This is a genomic window from Rheinheimera sp. (assembly GCF_965283995.1).
Lineage (GTDB): Bacteria > Pseudomonadota > Gammaproteobacteria > Enterobacterales > Alteromonadaceae > Pararheinheimera.
The window spans coordinates 3,175,073-3,191,338 of record NZ_CBDIQG010000001.1 but is presented as its reverse complement, the minus strand read 5'-3'; the positions used below and the strand labels follow the sequence as shown (position 1 = coordinate 3,191,338).

The following is a 16,266-nucleotide window of genomic DNA, read 5'->3' as shown; positions in this document are numbered from 1 at the left end:
AAAAGCCTCAGGGTTATCGCGCTCAGGCAGAGCGCTGAGTGGCGGTTAATGGTTGCTGACACGGCGCCAGGATCACCTGGTGCAGCGCAATAATACCGGCCTGTAATTGGTCAATCAGTGCATGCAGTTGCACCGTCGACAACTCAGACAACGCTTGTGGTCGCAGCAAAGCCTGCACCTGATGCAGCTCCTGTAGAATCTCGGCAGCATGCGGCAACGCTTTTGCCGATGCTGCGACCCGGTTCAGACAATAACTGATTGAACGCGGGAAATCCGCATAGGTCAGCAGATAATCAATCGCATCCACATCGCCTTTTTGTCGTGCCAGATAATATTGGTACGACTCCATCCCGCCAAGCGCGTTTAACACAGACAACCAGCGAAACTTGGGTCTTTTGATTTGCGTGGGCTGTAACTGCTGCAATACCATGACATCCATAATCCGGGTCGTCATATCGGCGCGTTCCAGATGCCGGCCAATGTTAAATAAATCAAAAGCATCACCGCGCAGCATGGTGCCATCCAATACACCGACTACCATCTGACAACGCCGGCTGACTTCGGCCATCAGCTGATAGCGTTGCTGCCGGCTGACTGCAGTACTGCAATGTTGCTGTAAAAACAGATCCAACGCATTTAGCTCTTCCCACATATCCCGCGGGATCAAAGGTCGGATCGTGCGGGCATTGTATTTCAGCGCAGTACTGGTCGCCCGGATCGATACCGGACTATCGCTGGCGTTAATCAGACAAGCCATCACCGCGCGTTCGGTTTCTGCCAGCGATAAGGCCGCTTCGCCTTGCTGAAACTTCTGCAACAACTCCGCGCTGTCCTGCCCTAGTACGTCCAGCAAAATTGGCCAGCCGAATTGCGTATCCTGGTGGCTGTCGATCAACACGTGGCTGGTAGCGTTAATCAGACGAGCCGTGTCATCCAACCGTTCCAGATAACGCCCCAGCCAAAACAGATGATTTACCGATTTTAATAACATATGTCACACCTCATCATTGATGATCCAGGTATCTTTGCTACCGCCGCCCTGCGACGAATTTACCACCAGCGATCCACGTCGTAACGCAACCCGGCTTAACCCGCCGGTACTGCAATACAGATCGCGGCCCTGCAACACAAAGGGCCGTAAATCAAGATGACGCGGTTCCAGCACACCGTCGCACAAAGTCGGCGCGGTAGAGAGTTGCAAAGTCGGCTGCGCAACAAAATTACGTGGATCTGCCACGATGGCCTGAGCCATGCCCGCGCGTTCGGCCGCCGTCGCTCGCGGGCCAATCAGAATGCCGTAGCCACCGGATTCATTCGCCGGTTTCACCACCAGCTGGTCCAGATTAGCCAGTACATAAGCGCGTTGTTGTTCGTCGGAGCACAGATAGGTCGGAACGTTGTCGATCAGCGGTTTTTCACCGAGGTAATATTCAATAATCTGCGGCACATAGGCGTAGATGACTTTATCATCTGCCACGCCGGAGCCCGGCGCATTGGCTATTGCCACTTGACCTTTAGCCCAGGCGTGAAAAAGGCCCGGCACGCCTAACACTGAATCTGGCCTAAAGACAGTTGGATCCAGAAAGATATCGTCAACCCGCCGGTAAATCACGTCGACACGGCGCAGACCATTCAGGGTGCGCAAATAAACACCATCAGACTCGACCTGCAGATCGGTGTTTTCCGCCAGCTCAATGCCCATTTGCTGTGCCAGAAAACTGTGCTCAAAATAAGCGGAGTTATAGATACCGGGCGTCAGCAGCACAATACAAGGCACATCACCTGGTCTGGGCGATAACGATGCCAGCATTTTCCACAGCTGATGCGGGTAGTCGTCGACCGGCACTATAGTCGAGTCGGCAAACAACTCCGGGAATACCCGCTTCATCACAGTGCGGTTCTCCAGCATGTATGACACACCGCTGGGGACGCGCAGGTTATCTTCCAGCACCAAAAAACGACCTTGTTCGTCCCGAACCAAATCGGTGCCACAGATATGGGACCAGACGCCAAAAGGGGGCGACACGCCCCGACATGGTGCAAGAAAATTCTTCGACTGCAACACCAGATCCGCCGGCACGATGCCGGCTCGTAAAATACGCTGATCGTGGTACAAGTCGTCGATAAACAGGTTTAACGCTTGTAAGCGCTGCATCAGACCAGCGCTGGTGCGGCGCCATTCGCTCAATGGAATAGTGCGCGGCATCACGTCTAATGGCCAGGCGCGATCGATATTCTGGCCTTCGTTATATAAGGTAAAACAAACACCCATGCTACGGATGGTCTGGTCTAACTGCTGTTGACGGCGCAACAGTTCGGCCGTGCCATGCTGCCTGATAAAACGGGCAATTGCGCTAGCAGGCGCCCGTGCAGTGCCTTGTGGCGTCACCAGCTCGTCAAAACAATTTGCTAAATGCGGATATCCGCTGAAACTTTGCCCCATCACGTGTCCCCGCTCTGTGTTCACTGCCTGTCAACTGCCTGTCCACTGCCGCTCAGCGACGTCCATATTTAATCCGGTGTGCCATGAGCTGTTCTGGTGCAATCAGGCACACTGTATATAGAGAGGAGCAAGGCTTGTGCCAGTCAGCAGGGATGGCTTCAATCAGGCATTTATCAGCCAATAAGCGGGTGAAGTTAGTGTACTTGCAGCGATGTGAGCGGAAATAACAGGCAGAAAAAAAGCGGGAAAATTCCCGCTTTTTTGTCTGGAAAGCACGCTGGTTATTCCTGAAACAAAGTCTCGATGTTCAACCCCTGATGCGTAACGATCTCACGCAGCCGGCGTAGTGCCTCGACCTGAATTTGCCGAACCCGCTCGCGAGTCAGACCGATTTCACGGCCGACATCTTCCAGCGTTGACGGCTCATACCCAAGCAAGCCAAAGCGTCGTGCTAACACTTCACGTTGTTTTGGATTCAGCTCTTCCAGCCAAAGCACCAGATGTTGCCGGATGTCAGCATCTTGCAGCTCAGTTTCCGGACCCAGCTCTTTCTCATCAGCCAGAATATCCAATAACTGTTTTTCAGAAGAACCGGCGACCGGAGTATCCACTGATGTAATTTTTTCATTCAGTTTCAACATTTTGCGAACTTCTTCGACCGGTCGGTCCAGCGCAGCAGCAATTTCTTCTGGCGTAGGCTCGTGATCCAGCCGCTGTGACAATTCACGGGCCGCACGCAGATAAATGTTCAACTCTTTCACCACATGGATCGGCAGCCGGATAGTCCGGGTCTGATTCATAATGGCGCGTTCAATGGTTTGGCGGATCCACCAGGTGGCATAGGTTGAGAAGCGGAAGCCACGTTCCGGATCGAACTTCTCCACAGCGCGGATCAGACCCAGATTGCCTTCTTCAATCAGATCAAGCAGTGCCAGCCCGCGATTGATATAACGCCGGGCGATCTTCACGACCAGCCGTAAGTTACTTTCAATCATGCGTTTGCGGGCAGCTGCATCACCTTTGAGGGCCAAACGGGAAAAATAAACTTCTTCTTCAGCACTCAGCAATGGGGAAAAACCAATCTCGCCGAGGTAAATTTGTGTCGCGTCCATCGCGCGTTGACTGTCGTCACGGGTGAACACATCGTCGGGCGTGTTTTCTTCTTCAGTGGCAAGATTTGCCATATCCGGCTCTGCTGCGTCGTCATCCAGCATTGCCACGTCTTCGGTTAATTCCGCTTCCTTGAAATCAACTACTTCATCTTCGTCTTTTTGTCCCATATCCGTCTCCCAGATCTACAAGGGTCACGCCTCAATGCCAGAAGTCCATTCTTGAATGATGCGATTGTGTGCTGTTATTTATTTCAGATAACGCAGCGGATCGACAGATTTTCCCCGATAGCGGATTTCAAAATGCAGTTGTATACGGTCTGCATCGGAATTACCCATTTCAGCGATGGTCTGGCCTGCTGCTACCGATTCGCGTTCTTTCACCAATAAACGATGATTGTGAGCATAAGCACTTAAAAAATCGTCATTGTGTTTGATGATAATTAAGTTGCCATAACCCCGCAGTGCATTGCCGGCGTATACCACCTGACCTGCTGCTGCCGCTTTAACCGGTGTACCAAGTGCACCACCAATATCAAGACCTTTGTTACCGTGTTCCTGACTGGAAAATTTCGCCAATATCGGGCCTTTCACTGGCCAATGCCATTGCCGAACGTTCCCATTAATGGTACTGTTCTCGGTTTTTTCGGGTTCTTCGACCCGTTCATTTTGACCATAACGCTTTTGATTTTGCGGTGCAACTACTTTAGCGCTTTTTGATGCAAGAGCCGAACTGTTTGAATTTGAATGATTCTTATTTGGTCGAAGGCTTGTTGGACCTGACTTCCGAACAACTGCTGCATCATTGTTATTGTTTGAAACTACCAACACCTGACCGACATAAATCATGTAAGGTTCAGCGATATGATTCAGCTTGGCCAGACTGCGATAATCCATGCCATTGCGAAATGCGATAGAAAATAAAGTGTCACCGCGTTTGACCTGATAAGTGTCCGCTTGCAGTGGAGTGGCGGCTTTTTTCCGGCTTTGCCAGCTATCAACCGGAGCCGGACTGCTATTCGTGCCACAGCCACTGACAGTCAGCAGCAGGCACAACAGCATGGCCTGGCGCCCCCACAGTGTTGTTGCCGTTTTTTGTTCCGACATCATCCGGCGCATCATCAAATCAACCATAAACCAGCCAGTGCCATCGGTGTCAGCATCACAACAAACGGGATCGGGAAAATCACTGACTCAGTGAAACTGAAGCCAAACAAATAACGCCCTTCGTGGCGATGTTTAGCCAAGACCAATGCTTTGTCATACATCCACTGAAAAATCCGCAAATACCAACTCCTGAAAAAAGCTCAGGCCAGCTCGCCTGGCACTAATGGAACAAAACGCACCGCTTCGACGTCGGTCGACGGATAACTGTCCTGCACCCGGGTATAAACTCTGAGCATCTGCTCCTGGGCTCCGACCGGGATCACCAGCCTGCCACCATCAACCAGTTGATGTAACAGCGCATCCGGCACTTGGGTCGGTGCCGCCGTTACAATGATGCAGTCAAATGGTGCTTTGCTGTGCCAGCCGAGCCAACCGTCACCATGTTTCATTGCCACATTGTGCAAATCCAGCTGATGTAGCCGGCGTTTCGCCTGAAACTGCAAAGATTTAATCCGTTCCACGGTACAGACTTGCGGAAACAGCCGCGCCAAAATGGCCGTCTGATAACCGGAGCCGGTACCAATCTCTAACACTTTTTTCGGCTGCCAGGGTGTGCCATCACTGTTGGCCTGCAATAACAACTCGGTCATCCGCGCAACAATATAAGGCTGGGAAATGGTCTGGCCCTGGCCAATTGGCAGCGCAGTATTCTCATATGCTTTATGCGCTAAAACCATTTCAACAAAATGATGGCGCGGTGTTTGGGCAATCGCCTGCAGTACTTCGGCCGCCTTAATGCCATCGGCCTGTAATTTTTGCGCTAAAACCTGCGCGCTTCTTGACGTAGCGACGGCCATCAGAACCGGATCCCTTCAAGCCATTGCTGCAAAGGTTGCAGGCTGCGGTAAGCAGTCATGTCGATTTGCAGCGGCGTGACTGATGCGTAGCCGTTGGCGATGGCATAAAAATCGGTGCCTTCGCCGGCATCGAGTTCCGGCCCCAAAGAGCCATACCAGAAAATACGCCGGCCCCAGGGGTCTGTGGTACTGGTCATGGTCTCGGCTTTATGGCGCCGACCCAGTCGCGTCACCTGAATGCCTTTGAGTTCACTCAGTGGTACACCTGGTACATTGATATTCAAAATTTGATCCGCCGGCAGCGGATGGGATTTTAACTGCTGAATAACTTTGACGGTGACATAAGCCGCGGTCGCAAAGTGATCTTCGTCACGGCTGGCCAGCGATACAGCAATGGCAGGCAGTCCCAGATGCCGGCCTTCGGTGGCTGCGGCGACAGTGCCGGAATACAACACATCATCACCTAAATTGGCACCGTGATTGATGCCGGCGACGACCAAATCCGGCGCTTTATCACAGAGCTGACTGATCGCCAGATGCACGCAGTCTGTGGGCGTGCCATTCACAGCAATAAAGCCATTATCCAGTTGCTGCGTGCGCAGCGGATTGAGCAAAGTCAGCGAATTACTGGCACCACTGCAATTTCGGTCGGGACCGACCGTGGTGACGGTGGCAATCTCGGCCAAGGCCTGTTGCAGCACCAAAATGCCTTTGGCATAGACGCCATCGTCATTACTGAGCAATATCCGCATTTAGGACTCCAGAACTGCGATATCCCGACGGATATCCTGATAATTCACCAGTTCCCGCAGCACCGACGTGGCAAAACAGCCGGCTGGCAGGGCAAAACTGAGCTCGAGTGTATCATGCAGCCACTGATAACTCAGCGCTTTTGGCACTAAGCGCACAGCGCGCCGTTCGGTATTCACGTTCAGCGCCACCAAGCCATCAACCCAGTGCTGCCATGGCATTAGTTGCTGTAGTTGCCAGTTCAGCGCTTCACCTTGCTCCAGTACTTTACCCACGCCTGGCAAGATAGCGGTCGGATGAATGTCGTGCTCACTGAGACGGCGCTGAATGTCGCTATCTGCCGGGTCGACCTGGAACACCGAGCCGGAACCGTCCAGTTGGACGACGCTGCCGGGCAATAACGTCAGGAAACCCAACTGTTGTAAACGCTGTGACACTTGTTGATTAAACAACATCGAACGGCTGGCAGACAGCGCCAGACCACGGATTTGCCGATCGCTGATACTGCCGCCGCTGAACAGATGTTCCGCCAGCTGCAGATTGCCACCATCGCGGCCAAAGCGTTGTTCGCCGTAATAATTCGGCACCCCGGCACTGATGAGTTGCAGGCGTTGTTCCAGCTCGGCGACATCAGAGACGTTGCACAGGCGCAGCCGGAAATGATTTTGCTTAATTGAGCCAATTTTGAGCCGGCGCTGATGGCGTACCGACTGTAAAATGCGCACACCTTCAATCTGCCATTGGCTGTAGTCCAGTTCCTGCTTGATTGGCACCGGCAAACAAAACCACTGGCGGGTAATGGCGTGGCGGTCTTTTAACCCGGCATAACTGACTAAACGGGATTTGATGCCGGCGGCTTCAGCAATTTGTTTCGCGACATATTGCGTGTTCTGGCCGATTTTTTCGACCTGCAGCAACAAATGCTCGCCGGCGCCGGTCGGCGTGAAACTGAGTTCCTCGTCGACGATAAAATCTTCCGGGCTACTGCGCAGTAACGCGCGACAGGACGGTTCGCCGTACAGATACGCCAAAGACGGAAATTGAATTTTTTCGCTGAGGCCGATCATGCCGATTTCACCAGCAACACCACGGCTTCCACCGCAATACCTTCTTTGCGGCCGACAAACCCCAGTTTTTCAGTGGTGGTGGCTTTGACGTTGACTTGCGACAGTTCAGTGTCGAGATCTGCCGCCAGCACTGTACGCATCGCATTGATATGTGGTGCCATTTTTGGCGCTTGCGCCATGATAGTCACGTCCAGATTGCCAATGGCATAACCTTGCGCTTTGACATCGGCAAACACTTTACGCAGCAAAATCCGGCTGTCGATGCCTTTAAAAGCTGCATCAGTGTCGGGAAAGTGGTGGCCGATATCGCCCAGAGCCACCGCACCTAACAAAGCATCAGACACTGCATGCAACACCACATCACCGTCTGAATGCGCCAGTAAACCCTGCGGGTAATCAATCTTGACGCCACCCAGCGTCACCGGGCCTTCACCGCCAAAAGCGTGCACATCAAAACCGTGGCCAATACGAAAAGGGATCATGCCTGCTCCAGATAAAAACGCGCCAGAGCTAAATCCTCTGGCTGAGTGATTTTGAGATTGTCTGCGCGCCCCGGGATCAACTGCACCGGATGGCCGGCCCATTCCATCGCAGAGGCTTCGTCTGTGATGGCGGCTCCGGCAGCTAAAGCGCGGCTCAGCGCGTCGCGTAATAATAATGTCGGAAATAACTGTGGCGTTAATGCATGCCAGAGCTGGCGCCGCTCAACAGTGTGTTCCACCAGACTCGGGCCCTCACCGGGTACATGTCCGCGTTTCATCGTGTCACGCACCGGACTGGCCAGAATGCCGCCGACGCCACTGGTCAGGCAGGCCTGCAGCAATTTATCGATATCTGCGGTCTGCACCAACGGGCGCGCGGCATCGTGTACCAAAGTCCAGGGAAATTCGTCAGCATTGATAGCCGATAGCCCGGCTAGTACCGAATCGGCGCGCTCGGCACCGCCATCGACCCGGCGAACTCGCGGCTCTGCGGCAAGCGGTAGTTGGTCAAAGTAGGGATCTGTCGGTGATAACGCCAAAAACAGCTTAGTTGTTTGTGGCAGTGCCAGCAGTTTAGCGGCGGTATGTTCAAGCACGGTTTTGTCGGCAAGCTGCAGGTACTGCTTCGGCCGGTCAGCCTGCATCCGGCTACCCACGCCGGCGGCCGGGATCAGCATGGCAATGGTCATTTTTTGTCCTGCTGTGCCACCAGACGGAAAAACACTTCGTCTTGTTTAATCAGGCCCAGTTCATTGCGCGAACGCTCTTCGATGGAATCCAGCCCGCTTTGTAAATCGGCCACATCGGCCATCAGCATTTTATTGCGCTTTTCCAGCTCTAAGTTGCTGGTCAGATGCACTTTCAGTTCTTCCTGATGTTTAAAATACGCTTTCACGCTGTGTGGACCAAACCACAGACGGTATTGCAGCGCACACACCAGCGCAAACAGCATTATGATTAACAGTCGCATAACAAATCCGGAAACGACAATCTGCCGGTATTATGCAGGCTTGAGATCCGGCTGAAAAGCCCTGATGGCTTATTTTACGCGGGCTGGACGCAGTTCGTCCGGTCGGGAAGCATGGGGTTTGGCGAAATTCTGCCAGTTCAGCCGGCTGGCCAGCAACATTTCACGCAAGCTTAACAGCCGTGGCGTTTTCCGTTCACCGTTGCGCCACTGGTGGCCACAGCAAACCGCGGTCAGCACTGACTTACTGGGTTTTAACAATAATTTATGTTGATTATCAGGCTGTTGTGGCCACCCGGCCAAGGCAAACCAGCCATGTTCGTTACAGTGGATGCGTTGGCCGTCGCGGTCTATTTCATCGACGGAATCCAACACGATCTGTTGCACGCCCTGCTGCTGTGCACCGGGTGGCTGCACATAAACCGGCACTAATAAACCTAACTTCGCCGATTTACTGTAGTAACTGAAAATACTGGCGGATTCGTCGACATGCGGCACCGGACATTGCTTGCTCTGGCTATGTAACCAGCAGGCATTCTGGCTGTCGAGCGTCAGCGGCGATGGGTATTGCAGAATTAAAGTGGCGGCTTCGCGCACATAAAACGGCAGGCTTTTCAGCCGGCGTGGCAAAAATGGCAGTTGTTCCGGCGGCGAAAGTGCCAGACGTGCCAGTTCGCGCTCGTACAAGGTATTGCACAGCTCAGCATAGGTCAGGGATTGCTCCGGATTAAACCAAAGCTGATTTTGCATCGTCATGACTGAATGTTAACCAACCCTCTGCACTTTGACTAGGGCTTTGACCCGCGCTTACCCAATCGTTAAACGCAAAAGCAGTTGCCCGGATCACAAAGGCACCAAGCAAAGAGCCGGCAATTGCCGGCTCTTTGACTCAGTCAGTCGATCACTGGCCTTTGATTTCAGAACGGCCGCGATACGGTGCTTTTGCACCCAGCTCCTGCTCAATCCGCAGTAACTGATTGTATTTCGACACGCGGTCAGAACGGCATAATGAACCGGTTTTGATTTGACCCGCTGCAGTGCCAACGGCTAAATCGGCAATAAACGAATCTTCAGTTTCGCCTGAACGGTGCGAAATCACGGCAGTGAAACCAGCATCTTTCGCCATTTTGATGGCGGCTAAAGTTTCAGTCAGTGAACCGATTTGGTTGAACTTGATCAGGATTGAGTTACCAATGCCCTGCTCAATACCACGGGTCAGGATTTTGGTGTTGGTTACAAACAGGTCGTCACCAACCAGCTGGACTTTGTTGCCAATTTTATTGGTCAGATCTTTCCAGCCATCCCAATCCGATTCATCCAGACCATCTTCAATTGAGATGATCGGGAACTTGGCGGCCAGACCTGCCAGGAAGTCATTGAATTCATAGGACGTGAACTCTTTGCCTTCGCCCGACAGTTTGTATTTGCCGTCATGGTAAAACTCAGACGCGGCGCAATCGAGCGCCAGAGTGATGTCTTTATTCAGCTCATAACCGGCGGCGGTCACGGCTTTAGAGATCACCGTTAACGCTTCTTCGTTTGATTTTAAATCTGGTGCGAAACCACCTTCATCACCAACTGCAGTGTTTAAGCCCTGCGCGTGCAGTTCTTTTTTCAGCTGGTGGAAGATTTCGGCGCCCATACGCAGCGCTTCGGCAAAAGACTTCGCGCCCACTGGTTGCACCATAAATTCCTGAATGTCGACGTTATTGTCGGCATGCTCACCACCGTTGATGATGTTCATCATCGGAACCGGCATAGAGTAAACGCCTGGCGTGCCGTTCAGGTCAGCAATGTGCTGATACAATGGGATTTTTTTATCAGCTGCGGCTGCGCGGGCCACGGCTAAGGACACTGCCAGAATGGCATTGGCACCTAATTTTGATTTAGATTCAGTACCGTCCAGGTCGATCATGATCTGGTCGACTTTCGCCTGGTCATAAGCAGACTGGCCGATTAATGCTGTTTTGATCGGGCCATCGATATTGGCCACAGCAGTTTTGACGCCTTTGCCTAAATAACGGCTTTTGTCACCATCACGCAGTTCTAACGCTTCACGGGTACCAGTTGAAGCACCTGAAGGCGCACAACCACGGCCCATCACGCCACTGGCCAGAAAAACATCGGCTTCAACGGTTGGATTGCCACGCGAGTCCAGAATTTCACGGGCGACGATATTGATAATTTCAGACATGTTATTCCCCTGTATACCAAAGCAAAAAAGCCGCGCCTATACCCTTCATCCTTGAAGATGCGGGGTTGTTGGCCGACTTCACGAACCCCAGTCACTTAGAACAACTAAGCTCCTGGGGCTTCGTTCAGTTGCCGCCTACCCGAATCTTCAATGATTTTGGGTATATAGCACGGCTTTTCCATTATTTGGTCGTTTGTTGCTTCTGATATTTATATGCTGCGGCGACAAACCCCTGGAACAACGGATGACCGTCGCGTGGCGTCGAGTTGAATTCCGGATGGAATTGCCCGGCGACAAACCAGGGATGGTTTGGCAGTTCAATCATTTCCACTAACTGATTATCCGCAGATAAACCAGAAATAATCAGGCCAGCCTCTTCAAGTTTCGGAATAAAGTGATTGTTCACTTCATACCGGTGGCGGTGACGTTCACTAATGACGTCCGCACCATAGGTTTCGCGGGCTTTGGTATTGGCCTTGAGGTTACAGTTTTGGCTGCCCAGACGCATAGTTCCGCCTAAGTCGGAATCGCCAGTACGAAGTTCGACCTGGCCTGCGCTGTCCAGCCACTCGGTGATCAAACCAACCACCGGGTAAGGCGTGTCCTTATTAAACTCAGTTGAATGCGCGCCTTTGAGGCCTGCTACGTTGCGGGCAAACTCAATCAGTGCGACTTGCATACCCAGGCAAATGCCAAGGTATGGAATTTTGCTTTCACGGGCATATTTGGCAGCAATAATTTTGCCTTCGACGCCGCGTTCGCCAAAACCACCTGGTACCAGAATACCATCCAGGCCCGCCAGAATAACCGGGCCTTTAGTTTCAACGTCTTGTGAATCGATGTATTTAATGGTGACCGTTAAACGGTTTTTCAGCCCGGCGTGATTTAACGCTTCGTTGACCGACTTGTAGGCGTCTTTTAATTCGACATACTTGCCAACCATACCGATGGTGACTTCGCCGGTCGGATTACTTTCCTGATACAGCACCTGTTCCCATTCGGTCAGGTCTGCTTCCGGGCAATTTAAGTAGAAACGACGCACCACTAAATCGTCCAGGCCCTGCGATTTTAATAAAGCCGGGATTTGGTAAATGCTGGAGACGTCTTTTAATGAAATGACCGCACGCTCTTCCACGTTGGTGAACAGGGCAATTTTGGCTTTTTCATTGGTTGGGATGGCACGGTCAGAACGACACACCAGAATATCCGGCTGGATACCGATAGAACGCAGTTCTTTCACTGAATGCTGCGTCGGCTTAGTTTTGATTTCACCGGCAGTGCCAAGGTATGGCACCAACGTTAAATGCATAAACAGCGCGCGTTCGCGGCCAATTTCTGTACCCAGTTGGCGGATTGCTTCTAAAAATGGCAGCGATTCGATATCACCGACAGTGCCACCAATCTCAACGATGGCGATGTCATAACCTTCAGCACCGGCAACGACACGGGCTTTGATTTCATTGGTGATATGCGGGATGACCTGAATGGTCGCGCCCAGGTAGTCGCCTCGGCGTTCACGACGCAGCACTTCAGAATAGATTTTACCTTGGGTAAAGTTGTTAAGGCGGGTCATTTTGGTGCGGATAAACCGCTCGTAGTGACCTAAGTCTAAATCGGTTTCGGCGCCGTCTTCGGTGACAAACACTTCACCGTGCTGGATAGGGCTCATGGTGCCCGGATCGACGTTAATGTACGGATCCAGTTTCAGGATCGTTACCTTCAGGCCACGTGCTTCTAAAATTGCCGCTAATGATGCAGCAGCAATGCCTTTACCTAAAGATGAGACAACCCCACCCGTCACGAAGATGTATCTTGTAGTCATGAGACCCCTGAGACAACGTTGAATTTAATGGACCAATAGCCAATACACACCGGCAGCAAAGCAGCTTATTCCGGACGGTAAGATTATTGGTATCAGGACGGGCGGAAAGTATAACAAAGACCTGCAGTCTGCTCAATCAAAATGCCAGATTGGTTGTTTGCCAGGTCCGGGCATTACAAAAACGCAACAACGCCATTAAACTGTGCTAAAAATGCGGCGGGTTAATTCAAAGCGGTTTGTATGACGATTTCCGACCAACTTTTACTGATGTGCAGCGCAATCGGCGGCCTGAATGGCTTGCTGTTGGCCGCTTATTTTTTCTGGCAACGCACTGACCCCCTAACTCATCGTCTGCTGGCGCTGTTATTGCTGATGCTCAGTGTCCGGGTGCTGAAATCGGTGCTGTTTTATTTTAATCCGGATATTGGTAAGCAGATCCTGCAGCTGGGGTTGTCTGCCTGTTGGATGATCGGTCCCATTCTATATTGTTACGGTCAGAGTATCTGCCGCCCTGACGCCTCATGGCGCCGGCTGCAATGGCAGCTCGCGCTGCCTTTGTTTGTGATCGTCATGACCGGTATGCTGTGGCCCTATCAGAACAACCCGCAGTTATGGGGCGGTCTGATCTATCGGGTGATTAACTACAGTTGGTTGTTCTATATCGGGCTGACGGTTCTGCTGCTGTGGCGGACACAGCAACGAAGTGCCAACGCGCTACTGCTGACATCAGTAAGATTCCGGCCACTGCTACTGATGATTTTAAGCAATGGGCTGATCTGGTCAGCATTTTTTTTCGCATCTTATACATCGTATATCAGTGGTGCTCTGACGTTCAGTCTGCTGTTGTGTTTTAGTATCCTGACCGTGTTTTATCGCGAGAAGCCAACACCGCAGACGCCGAAAGCTTATGCCAATAAAAAACTAACGGCGGCCGATGCTGAGCCATTGATCAGTCAGCTCGAACAATGGATGCAACAGCGCCAGCCATACCTGAATGCAGATCTGACGATGCCGAAACTGGCAAAACAACTGGGCTGGCCCAGTAGCCGTTTATCGCAGTTACTTAATGACAATCTGGCGCAATCCTTCCCGGACCATATTAATCAATGGCGGATCCAGCATGCCAAAACCCTGATGAGCACTGAGCCTGCGATGAAAATGCAACTACTTGCCGAACAATCCGGTTTTAATTCACTGTCGACTTTTTATGCGGCTTTTAAGAAGTTTACCGGCGTCACGCCGGCCCGCTACAAACAATCGCAGCCGGCATCGACTTCCGAAACTATCAATCCGGAATCCGGAACTATGTCCTGAGGCTGTCGCCGCATACTTTGACCGTTACGCTGAGCAGGCTGTTTATCACCCTGTTTTTACGGAGAAGTTATGCGAAATATCTGTTTTTATTTATTGCTGTTGTTACTGCCTGCTTTTGTCGTTGTTGCCGACACTAAAGAGCAGCACTTCAAGCGCCAGAATGACGTGGCGGTGGCACCCGCTGCATCGACGGGTCAGGATCACCAGGCGATCCGCCAAACCTTGTTACATTATCTGCAGGGCACCTCATACAACCAACAAGACCAAATCAGTCTGGCATTTCACCCAGAGGCCGACCTGCTGCTGGCAAAAGCCAATCAACCATTTTGGAAAGTGCCGCTAAGCGACTATGTATCCTGGTTCCCAGCGGCGAAAGCCGGCCAGTTTAATGGCCGGGTTGGCGAAATTCTCAGTATTGAAGTCGATGGCGATATCGCAACCGCCAAAGCGGAGATTTTGTTACCGCAGAAGCAACAGCGTTTTGTCGATGTTTTCCTGCTTAAGCGCATCAATCAGCAGTGGCAAATCATCAGCAAAGCCGCCACGCAGCAGGAATCCATCCAGTCTGGCCAGCGCATTTTGTTTATTTTATCCAGCGCACACTTTCATGGCAGCAGCAAGCTGCCGGCCGGCGCCAGTTTCTCCGAGATAGTCAATGCTTATGCCGAGTTTAAACAAGCCGGCTTTACCGTCGATTTTATCAGCCCGGCCGGTGGCGCTGTACCGCTCGCCTATATCGATACTTCAGATCCGGCGCAAAAAGCTCATTTGTACAATCAGGACTTTATGCAGGCACTGAAACACACCCGGACTGCACGAGAATTAAACGCCGCCGACTATCGTGCCGTGCATTATATTGGCGGCAGCAGCGCGATGTACGGTGTGGCCGAAGATCCGCATATCGCCCGGCTGGTGATGGATATTTATCAACAACATCTGGGAATTATCTCTGCGGTTTGTCACGGCACTGCGGGGATTGTTCACCTGAAAACTGCCGACGGACAATATCTGGTGAAAGGCAAACGCGTCTCCGGCTATCCGGACGCATTTGAAAAGCAGGATGCTGCTTATTACCAGCAATTTCCCTTTAAGATCCAGCAAACCATTGAATCGCGCGGCGGCCTGTTTCGTCATGGCAAAGCAGGTGCCGCTTATGTTGAAGTCGATGGCCGCTTAATCACCGGCACCAATTTTCAATCTTCGGCCGGCGTCGCCAAAGCGATCATTGCGTTGCTGCAACAGGACCAAAGCGCAACAACACCGGCCCGCTAAAGGCAGGCGGAAGTATCCCGCATCAGTCAGAGCGCGAGCGCTCTGACTGCTTCACCTGCTCCCAGGCGGCGTCCATCTGGGCCAAGGTCGCAATGCCAACCGGCTCCGCTTGTGTTGCCATGATGGTTTCGACTTGTCGAAACCGCCGTTCAAACTTTTGATTGGCACTTCTCAGTAAGGTTTCCGGCTGAAAGCCGGCTTTGCGCACCACGTTCACCAGCGCAAACATTAAGTCGCCCAGCTCTTCAGCGAGCGCCGCCTGATCTTGTTGTGGCGCGGCCATTTCTGCTTCGACTTCAAGGATCTCTTCGCGCACTTTGTCCCAGCAGCCGGTTAAATCAGGCCAGTCAAAACCGACACTGGCGCAGCGTTTTTGTAGCTTGTAAGCACGGGTCAGTGCTGGCAGCCCCGTCGGCACATTATCCAGCACACTGTGCTGGCCATTGTCGCCGCGCTCTGCTGCTTTGATTGCTTCCCAGCCTTGCAACGCACTGGTAGCATCGGTAGGTGCTACGCCGGTAGCTTCTGCCGCAGCATCCGGAAATACATGCGGATGACGGCGGATGAGCTTGTCGCAAATGGCACTGACACAATCATCAAAGACAAATCGGCCTTGTTCTTTGCCAATCTGGCTGTAAAACACTACCTGAAACAGCAAATCGCCCAATTCATCGGGTAACTCATCGATAGCGCCACGCTCGATAGTGTCCGCAACTTCATAAGCTTCTTCCAGCGTGTAAGGTACGATGCTCTGGTAGGTCTGCGCCTGATCCCAGGCACAGCCGTGCTGTGGGTCACGCAGAGTCGCCATAATAGCGAGTAAGTCGTTGATATTTTTTGACATCAGATTCGTTTCCGGGATCTTCGCGCGAGCAGCTCTTG

17 protein-coding genes are annotated in these 16,266 nt (G+C 52.2%); 2 read left to right on the top strand and 15 right to left on the bottom strand.

Going from position 1 to position 16,266, the window contains the following annotated elements; translation table 11 throughout:
• Positions 1-22: 22 nt before the first annotated feature.
• From ACQ66Q_RS14230 to ACQ66Q_RS14165, 14 genes are all read right to left on the bottom strand, one after another.
• A complete protein-coding gene (locus tag ACQ66Q_RS14230; protein WP_377243526.1) occupies positions 23-991 on the bottom strand; it encodes an alpha-E domain-containing protein in 969 nt (322 codons plus the stop codon).
• 3 nt (positions 992-994) lie between these two features.
• Positions 995-2,443 (bottom strand): circularly permuted type 2 ATP-grasp protein, encoded by a 1,449-nt coding sequence (locus ACQ66Q_RS14225; RefSeq protein WP_430457410.1) that lies wholly within the window; start codon positions 2,441-2,443, stop codon positions 995-997.
• 281 nt (positions 2,444-2,724) lie between these two features.
• The gene (gene rpoS / locus ACQ66Q_RS14220) at positions 2,725-3,723 is read right to left on the bottom strand and encodes an RNA polymerase sigma factor RpoS (protein WP_430457409.1); all 999 of its coding nucleotides are present in this window, start codon (positions 3,721-3,723) and stop codon (positions 2,725-2,727) included.
• Between the two features lie 78 nt (positions 3,724-3,801).
• On the bottom strand, positions 3,802-4,686 hold the full coding sequence (locus tag ACQ66Q_RS14215; protein WP_430457408.1) for a peptidoglycan DD-metalloendopeptidase family protein: 885 nt from the start codon (positions 4,684-4,686) through the stop codon (positions 3,802-3,804).
• Complete coding sequence (locus ACQ66Q_RS14210; RefSeq protein ID WP_430457407.1) at positions 4,674-4,838, bottom strand: hypothetical protein; 165 nt, start codon at positions 4,836-4,838, stop codon at positions 4,674-4,676. The genes ACQ66Q_RS14215 and ACQ66Q_RS14210 overlap by 13 nt, the downstream gene beginning before the upstream one ends.
• Positions 4,839-4,859: 21 nt before the next feature.
• Complete coding sequence (locus tag ACQ66Q_RS14205) at positions 4,860-5,516, bottom strand: protein-L-isoaspartate(D-aspartate) O-methyltransferase (RefSeq protein WP_430457406.1); 657 nt, start codon at positions 5,514-5,516, stop codon at positions 4,860-4,862.
• Positions 5,516-6,268 carry a 5'/3'-nucleotidase SurE gene (gene surE / locus ACQ66Q_RS14200; RefSeq protein WP_430457405.1) on the bottom strand — a complete coding sequence of 251 codons (753 nt, stop codon included), beginning with the start codon at positions 6,266-6,268 and terminating at the stop codon, positions 5,516-5,518. The genes ACQ66Q_RS14205 and surE overlap by 1 nt, the downstream gene beginning before the upstream one ends.
• Positions 6,269-7,333: a tRNA pseudouridine(13) synthase TruD gene (truD, locus tag ACQ66Q_RS14195; protein WP_430457404.1), complete on the bottom strand. Its 1,065-nt coding sequence runs from the start codon at positions 7,331-7,333 to the stop codon at positions 6,269-6,271.
• Complete coding sequence (ispF, locus tag ACQ66Q_RS14190; RefSeq protein WP_430457403.1) at positions 7,330-7,815, bottom strand: 2-C-methyl-D-erythritol 2,4-cyclodiphosphate synthase; 486 nt, start codon at positions 7,813-7,815, stop codon at positions 7,330-7,332. Before ispF ends, truD begins: the two co-directional genes overlap by 4 nt.
• On the bottom strand, positions 7,812-8,504 hold the full coding sequence (ispD, locus tag ACQ66Q_RS14185; protein WP_430457402.1) for a 2-C-methyl-D-erythritol 4-phosphate cytidylyltransferase: 693 nt from the start codon (positions 8,502-8,504) through the stop codon (positions 7,812-7,814). Before ispD ends, ispF begins: the two co-directional genes overlap by 4 nt.
• The gene (gene ftsB, locus ACQ66Q_RS14180) at positions 8,501-8,785 is read right to left on the bottom strand and encodes a cell division protein FtsB (RefSeq protein WP_430457401.1); all 285 of its coding nucleotides are present in this window, start codon (positions 8,783-8,785) and stop codon (positions 8,501-8,503) included. The genes ispD and ftsB overlap by 4 nt, the downstream gene beginning before the upstream one ends.
• A gap of 69 nt (positions 8,786-8,854) precedes the next feature.
• Complete coding sequence (locus ACQ66Q_RS14175; RefSeq protein ID WP_430457400.1) at positions 8,855-9,532, bottom strand: hypothetical protein; 678 nt, start codon at positions 9,530-9,532, stop codon at positions 8,855-8,857.
• A gap of 151 nt (positions 9,533-9,683) precedes the next feature.
• Positions 9,684-10,976, bottom strand: a complete 1,293-nt coding sequence (gene eno / locus ACQ66Q_RS14170; protein WP_430457399.1) for a phosphopyruvate hydratase — start codon at positions 10,974-10,976, stop codon at positions 9,684-9,686.
• Between the two features lie 181 nt (positions 10,977-11,157).
• On the bottom strand, positions 11,158-12,798 hold the full coding sequence (locus tag ACQ66Q_RS14165) for a CTP synthase (RefSeq protein WP_430457398.1): 1,641 nt from the start codon (positions 12,796-12,798) through the stop codon (positions 11,158-11,160).
• A gap of 240 nt (positions 12,799-13,038) precedes the next feature.
• On the opposite strand from ACQ66Q_RS14165, the gene ACQ66Q_RS14160 reads away from it, so the two are divergent.
• On the top strand, positions 13,039-14,112 hold the full coding sequence (locus ACQ66Q_RS14160; RefSeq protein WP_430457397.1) for a helix-turn-helix domain-containing protein: 1,074 nt from the start codon (positions 13,039-13,041) through the stop codon (positions 14,110-14,112).
• 69 nt (positions 14,113-14,181) lie between these two features.
• Positions 14,182-15,384, top strand: coding sequence for a nuclear transport factor 2 family protein (locus ACQ66Q_RS14155; RefSeq protein ID WP_430457396.1), 1,203 nt, complete (start codon positions 14,182-14,184; stop codon positions 15,382-15,384).
• 22 nt (positions 15,385-15,406) lie between these two features.
• Here the strand turns inward: ACQ66Q_RS14155 and mazG are convergent, their stop codons facing one another.
• Complete coding sequence (mazG, locus tag ACQ66Q_RS14150) at positions 15,407-16,228, bottom strand: nucleoside triphosphate pyrophosphohydrolase (RefSeq protein WP_430457395.1); 822 nt, start codon at positions 16,226-16,228, stop codon at positions 15,407-15,409.
• Positions 16,229-16,266 lie beyond the last annotated feature (38 nt).

What these genes read in the sequence shown, in the direction of transcription:
- ACQ66Q_RS14230 (WP_377243526.1), bottom strand. Translation starts at nt 991, where the DNA reads ATGTTATTAAAATCGGTAAATCATCTGTTTTGGCTGGGGCGTTATCTG.
- ACQ66Q_RS14225 (WP_430457410.1), bottom strand. Translation starts at nt 2,443, where the DNA reads ATGGGGCAAAGTTTCAGCGGATATCCGCATTTAGCAAATTGTTTTGAC.
- rpoS (WP_430457409.1), bottom strand. Translation starts at nt 3,723, where the DNA reads ATGGGACAAAAAGACGAAGATGAAGTAGTTGATTTCAAGGAAGCGGAA.
- ACQ66Q_RS14215 (WP_430457408.1), bottom strand. Translation starts at nt 4,686, where the DNA reads ATGGTTGATTTGATGATGCGCCGGATGATGTCGGAACAAAAAACGGCA.
- ACQ66Q_RS14205 (WP_430457406.1), bottom strand. Translation starts at nt 5,516, where the DNA reads ATGGCCGTCGCTACGTCAAGAAGCGCGCAGGTTTTAGCGCAAAAATTA.
- surE (WP_430457405.1), bottom strand. Translation starts at nt 6,268, where the DNA reads ATGCGGATATTGCTCAGTAATGACGATGGCGTCTATGCCAAAGGCATT.
- truD (WP_430457404.1), bottom strand. Translation starts at nt 7,333, where the DNA reads ATGATCGGCCTCAGCGAAAAAATTCAATTTCCGTCTTTGGCGTATCTG.
- ispF (WP_430457403.1), bottom strand. Translation starts at nt 7,815, where the DNA reads ATGATCCCTTTTCGTATTGGCCACGGTTTTGATGTGCACGCTTTTGGC.
- ispD (WP_430457402.1), bottom strand. Translation starts at nt 8,504, where the DNA reads ATGACCATTGCCATGCTGATCCCGGCCGCCGGCGTGGGTAGCCGGATG.
- ftsB (WP_430457401.1), bottom strand. Translation starts at nt 8,785, where the DNA reads ATGCGACTGTTAATCATAATGCTGTTTGCGCTGGTGTGTGCGCTGCAA.
- ACQ66Q_RS14175 (WP_430457400.1), bottom strand. Translation starts at nt 9,532, where the DNA reads ATGCAAAATCAGCTTTGGTTTAATCCGGAGCAATCCCTGACCTATGCT.
- eno (WP_430457399.1), bottom strand. Translation starts at nt 10,976, where the DNA reads ATGTCTGAAATTATCAATATCGTCGCCCGTGAAATTCTGGACTCGCGT.
- ACQ66Q_RS14165 (WP_430457398.1), bottom strand. Translation starts at nt 12,798, where the DNA reads ATGACTACAAGATACATCTTCGTGACGGGTGGGGTTGTCTCATCTTTA.
- ACQ66Q_RS14160 (WP_430457397.1), top strand. Translation starts at nt 13,039, where the DNA reads ATGACGATTTCCGACCAACTTTTACTGATGTGCAGCGCAATCGGCGGC.
- ACQ66Q_RS14155 (WP_430457396.1), top strand. Translation starts at nt 14,182, where the DNA reads ATGCGAAATATCTGTTTTTATTTATTGCTGTTGTTACTGCCTGCTTTT.
- mazG (WP_430457395.1), bottom strand. Translation starts at nt 16,228, where the DNA reads ATGTCAAAAAATATCAACGACTTACTCGCTATTATGGCGACTCTGCGT.